The organism is Actinospica durhamensis (genome assembly GCF_018139695.1).
GTDB classification, from domain to species: domain Bacteria; phylum Actinomycetota; class Actinomycetes; order Streptomycetales; family Catenulisporaceae; genus Actinospica; species Actinospica durhamensis.
Map to the genome: position 1 here is coordinate 1 of NZ_JAGSOG010000435.1, position 4399 is coordinate 4399.

The window sequence follows — 4399 nt, forward strand, 5'->3', positions numbered from 1 at the left end:
CCCCCTAGGTTTTCACGAAGCACCCCGCCCGGCGAAAACGCCCGGCCCGGCCGTTGTCCGTAGTGCTCCGAACGCGCGTCGCGCGCGATGTTCCACGTGGAACATCATGCATAGAGTCGCATACTGTTCCACGTGGAACATCGCGCTGAACTCTGTGCCGCCGTGCCGCTCGGTGTGCGGCGCGGCGCGGTGCCTCGCCTAGCCCAGCTCGGCGAACTGCACTCCGGTCGCCGCGACGGACGCCTCCCAGAGCCGCTGCGCCAGTTCCCGGTCGAGTGCCTGCCCGCTCGGTTCGGCCACCGCCGGCGCGCCGCGCAGGCCGCCGAAGCCGCGCGGCCCGAAATACCGGCGCCCCACCACGTCGCGCTCGCGCTCCTGCCCGCGGCCGTGCGGCCGCTGGGTGGCCAGCGCCACCGACGAGGTCGCCGCGAACACGATCGGCCGTGCCCCCTGCTCGGTCGGCTGTGAGATCAGCCACGCTCCGCGTCGGAACACCGGGCCGAACACCGGTCGGCTCCCGCCGGTGGCCCGGGCGGTGAGCTCGGAACGGGTCACTCCGGGATGGGCCGCCAGTGAGGCCAGCCGCCCGTTCGCGCGGCGGTCGAGCTCGAAGGCGAACAGCAGGTTGGCCAGCTTGGACCGGTTGTAGCCCAGCCAGTTCGAGCCCCGCGGCAGCATCTTGAAGTCGGTCAGCTCCGCCCGCACCGCGGCCCGGTGCGCCACCGAGGAGACCGTCACCACCCGGGGCCGCTCCGCCGTCAGCAGCAGCGGCAGCAGATGCCCGGTCAGGGCGAAGTGCCCCAGATGATTCGTGCCGATCTGCAGCTCGAAGCCGTCCACCGTGTGCCCGGGTGGCGGCGTCATCACTCCGGCGTTGTTGACCAGGACGTCGAGCTCCCCGGCCCGGTCCGCGATCTCCGCCGCGGCCTCTTCCACCGATTCCAGATTCGCGAGATCGACCCGCACGTACTCCACCCGCGCCGACGGATGCGCCGCCCGGATCAGCGCCAGTGCGGCCGCCGCCCGTTCGTCGCTCCGACACGCCAGCAGGGTCCGCGCACCGGACGCGGCAAGCTCCCGCGCCACCACGAGCCCGATCCCGCTCGAAGCGCCGGTGACCAGCACCGTGCGCCCGGACAGGTTCTCCACCACCTTCGCCCCCACCGAGGTCTGCGGCGCCGGCCCGTCCGGACGGGGATCGGCTCGAGTTCCCATACCCGAACCGCCAGTCAGCCGCTCTGCTGCTGTGAGTCTCTGTGCGCTTTCACCTCACGCCCGGCTCGGCCGGGACGGCCCGCGAAAGCCGTCCCGCACCGACCCGTCCCCGCACGGCCCGCCCGCGGGCCGCGCCGGGGACGGCGTCCTAGCCCAGCAGGCGCTCGATCGCCTCGACCACCTCAGGCGAGTCCGGCGTGGTGCGCGGGCTGAACCGTGCGACCGGCTCGCCGTCGGCGTTGATCAGCCACTTGGCGAAGTTCCACGCCACGTCGCCGGCGTCGCCGCTCTCCTGCTCCTTCACCTCGGTCAGCTGCGCGAAGATCGGGTGCCGATCCTCGCCGTTGACCTCGATCTTCTCGAACATCGGGAAACTCACCCCGTACGTGGTCGAGCAGAAGGTCTCGATCTCCTCCGCCGAGCCCGGCTCCTGCGCGCCGAACTGGTTGCACGGGAAACCCAGCACCGCGAACCCACGCTCTGCGTAGGTCTTCTGCAGCTGCTCGAGCGCGGTGTACTGCGGGGTGAGCCCGCACTTCGAAGCCACGTTCACCACCAGGGCGGCCTTGCCCAGGTGCGCGCCGATGGTGGTGTCCTCGCCCTGCAGCGACTTGATCGGAATCCCGCTGACGCTCATGATCACTCCTCAGAATCTTCCGGCTCGCGCTCGTCCGACGAGTCGTTGTCGGACTGCGGGCCCCACTTGCGGTACATCTTCTCGCCGAGACGGTCGCCGACCGCGCCCGCCTCACGCATGAAGTCACGTACCTTCGTCATGAGCGGATCAGTGCTGTTCTTGATTCCCTCGGTGTACGAGTCGAACGCGTCGCGCGCGGCCTCACGGGCCGAGGCGTTCGCGTCGTCGTCCCGGCGCGGGTACTCACCGGTCAGGATGCGGGCGTAGGCGCCGGAGTCGACCCAGCGGGTCAGGTCGAGCGCGCGCACGGCCGGGAACGGGTGGGTGACCTGGGAGCCGAGCGAGAGGCGCAGCAGCGAGTCGCGGAAGTCCCCGGTGCTCTCGTACTCGCGGCCCTGGTCGATGAAGACCATCGGGTTCATCTCGTAGAGGTGGGCGCCGCCGGCCAGCTTCATGTGCGTGCGTATCGCCGCCTCGATGTCCTGGCTGACCAGCAGCCCGGCCCGGTCGCAGGATATCTCCGCCTTGCGGTACCACTCGAGCAGGGCCTTGATGAGCGCCTGGATGCCGAGCACCCCGCCCGGCAGCACCGAGGCCACTTTGGTCAGGTTCATCAGCCACAACAGCATGGTGCGGTAGACCGCGTGCCCGGAGAAGGCGTGGCCGAGCTCGTGCGCCACGACGAAGCGCAGCTCCTCCTCGTCGAGCAGCTCCACCAGGCCCGTCGTGAGCACGATCACCGGCTTGTCCAGGCCGATGGTCATCGCGTTCACGCGCGGGCTCTGCTGGACGAACATCTCCGGCTGCGTCGGCTGGTCGAGTACTCGGCAGGCGTCCTCGAGCAGCGCGTTGAGCCGCGGGAACTGCTGGCGCGAGACCTGCACGGCGTTGCCGAGCAGCAGCAGCCGCACCTCCCGCTCGTTGATCAGGGAGTTGAGCAGCTTCAGGAGCGAATCGAAGCCGGCCAGCTTGCGCAGTGCGATCAGCGCGGCGCGGTCGGCCGGGTGCTCGTAGGCCCGGGAACTGATGCCGGGAAAGGTCTTGCGCACGCGGGCCGGCGCGGCGTCTTCCATGTCGACGGCCATGGCCTTCGAGCCCCCTCGGTGAGTCGCAGATTGGAAACCCACGTCGAACATACCGACCCGGCGCGTTGTGCGCTGCGGGTCGGGCCTACTCTTTTCCTGACCAATCGAGTTTCGTGAGGACGGTCGACCGTGACATATCTCGCCGACATCGCGTCGGACAGCGCTCCCCCCGGAATCTTCCTGCGCGTGTTCATCCTTGGCGGGCTGGCCTTCGTGTGCCTGTGCGTGTGGTTCGTCCTGCGGGGATACGTCAAGTCGGGTGACAAGGACGAGCGGGAGTAGGCCGCCGGGCCACCCCCTCGCGTACGCCGCGGTGCCGCGGCCCTATATTTGTGCGCGCAGCGCAAGCTGCGCCGAAGACTCGCGACGAAGGAATCGAGCGGTTCGATGAACGCACACGTGCTGTCCGTGGTGGCCGAGTCGGCCACCCCCAACCGATACTCCGGCATCAACCCCGGGCTCAACGCGGCCTGCGTGATGATCGGCTTCCTCGTGCTGCTCTTCCTGGTCACCCGCCTCAACCGGGACAAGTGACGGCAGATCACTGCAAATCGGGCGCCCGCCCTCGGTAGGGGGCGCCCGGCCGATCAGAGACGGTAAGGTCGGGACGCATGGACGGCTCCAGCGTTGCTCCGAGAACCGAGAGACGCCACCCGGTGGGTGCTCCCGATCCCGCGGGCGCGTCGCGGCCGGCCCGTCGGCGTATCCGGCTCGGCGTGATGGGCGGCACCTTCGACCCCATCCACCACGGCCACCTCGTGGCCGCCAGCGAGGTCGCCTCGCTCTTCTCGCTCGACGAGGTGGTGTTCGTCCCCACCAACCAACCGTGGCAGAAGTCTGACCGCCCGGTGACCTCGGCCGAGGACCGGTACCTGATGACGGTCATCGCCACCGCCTCCAACCCGCGCTTCTCGGTCAGCCGCGTGGACATCGACCGCGGCGGCCCGACCTACACCGTCGACACCCTGCGCGACCTGCGCGCCGAACGCGGCGGCGAGGTCGACTTCTTCTTCATCACCGGCGCCGACGCGCTCGGCCAGATCTTCTCCTGGCGCGACGCCGACGAACTGGTGGAGATGGCCCACTTCGTCGGCTGTACCCGCCCCGGCCACACCCTCGCCGACCCCGGTCTGCCCCTCGGCAAGGCCTCGCTGGTGGAGATCCCGGCGCTGGCCATCTCGTCGACGGCGTGTCGGGAACGCGTGCGCCGAGGCGAGCCGGTGTGGTATCTGGTTCCAGACGGCATCGTCCAGTACATCAACAAGCGCGCGCTGTACCAGCCTGCCGAGGAGGCGACATGAGCGGAACCGGACGTCGCCGTAAGCCGCAGGTCGGCGATTCGAACCCGCCGCCGTAGAACCAGACGATCACCGGCAGCGGCCCGTCGTGCCCGGAGGCGGCCGGATGCCACAGGTTGAGGTAGAGACAGTCTTCTGACGTCAGGGTGATGTCGCCGGTCGGG

The 4399-nt window shown here is 69.6% G+C and carries 7 protein-coding genes; 3 read left to right on the plus strand and 4 right to left on the minus strand.

The genetic code is table 11. The features are described 5' to 3' along the window. Positions 1-198: 198 nt before the first annotated feature. The 3 genes from KDL01_RS39280 to KDL01_RS39290 form a co-directional block, all read right to left on the minus strand. Positions 199-1215 (minus strand): SDR family NAD(P)-dependent oxidoreductase, encoded by a 1017-nt coding sequence (locus tag KDL01_RS39280; RefSeq protein ID WP_212533810.1) that lies wholly within the window; start codon positions 1213-1215, stop codon positions 199-201. 148 nt (positions 1216-1363) lie between these two features. Continuing rightward, positions 1364-1852, minus strand: a complete 489-nt coding sequence (locus tag KDL01_RS39285) for a glutathione peroxidase (protein ID WP_212533811.1) — start codon at positions 1850-1852, stop codon at positions 1364-1366. Positions 1853-1854: 2 nt separating this feature from the next. Then, positions 1855-2937: a M48 family metallopeptidase gene (locus KDL01_RS39290; protein WP_212533812.1), complete on the minus strand. Its 1083-nt coding sequence runs from the start codon at positions 2935-2937 to the stop codon at positions 1855-1857. Positions 2938-3066: 129 nt separating this feature from the next. Between KDL01_RS39290 and KDL01_RS39295 the strand changes: the two genes are divergently transcribed. From KDL01_RS39295 to nadD, 3 genes are all read left to right on the plus strand, one after another. Beyond that, on the plus strand, positions 3067-3219 hold the full coding sequence (locus KDL01_RS39295; RefSeq protein ID WP_212533813.1) for a hypothetical protein: 153 nt from the start codon (positions 3067-3069) through the stop codon (positions 3217-3219). 105 nt (positions 3220-3324) lie between these two features. Then, entirely contained in the window at positions 3325-3471 is a 147-nt protein-coding gene (locus tag KDL01_RS39300) for a hypothetical protein (protein ID WP_212533814.1), read from the plus strand. 77 nt (positions 3472-3548) lie between these two features. After that, positions 3549-4238 (plus strand): nicotinate-nucleotide adenylyltransferase, encoded by a 690-nt coding sequence (gene nadD, locus KDL01_RS39305; protein ID WP_212533815.1) that lies wholly within the window; start codon positions 3549-3551, stop codon positions 4236-4238. Here the strand turns inward: nadD and KDL01_RS46895 are convergent. Beyond that, complete coding sequence (locus tag KDL01_RS46895; RefSeq protein WP_438802017.1) at positions 4195-4386, minus strand: carboxylesterase family protein; 192 nt, start codon at positions 4384-4386, stop codon at positions 4195-4197. The genes nadD and KDL01_RS46895 overlap by 44 nt on opposite strands. Positions 4387-4399: the final 13 nt, after the last annotated feature.